Source organism: Cupriavidus sp. SIMBA_020 (assembly GCF_046535395.1).
In the GTDB taxonomy this organism is placed as follows: Bacteria; Pseudomonadota; Gammaproteobacteria; order Burkholderiales; family Burkholderiaceae; genus Cupriavidus; species Cupriavidus campinensis.
Genome location: NZ_JAWRWU010000689.1, coordinates 1 through 268, shown reverse-complemented (window position 1 = coordinate 268; position 268 = coordinate 1). Strand labels below are relative to the sequence as shown.

Below are 268 nucleotides of genomic sequence, written 5' to 3'. Positions count from 1 at the left end.
CCATAGCCGCCGCCCGTATCCGACATCGCGACCCGCAGCCAGCATGACGCCTTCTCGTCGCCATCGTTAAGCCGGTCCCAGTGGAAGCGCACCTTGATGCGGTTGAGCGCGTCGGTGTAGACCTCCTCGTTCGCCGGGCCGACGACGATTGCCGACTGCAGATGCATCTCCGGCTTGTGATGCTCGAACGGGCTGCGGTAGGGCACGGCCTTGCGTTGCGCCTCGATCTCAACGAGGAAGAAGCCGTCGCTACCATCGGCGTGGGCGA

At 64.9% G+C, this 268-nt stretch carries 1 pseudogene; it reads right to left on the bottom strand.

The features are described from left to right. A pseudogene (locus SB751_RS31080) lies at positions 1-268 on the bottom strand (type VI secretion system tip protein VgrG); the annotation flags it as partial.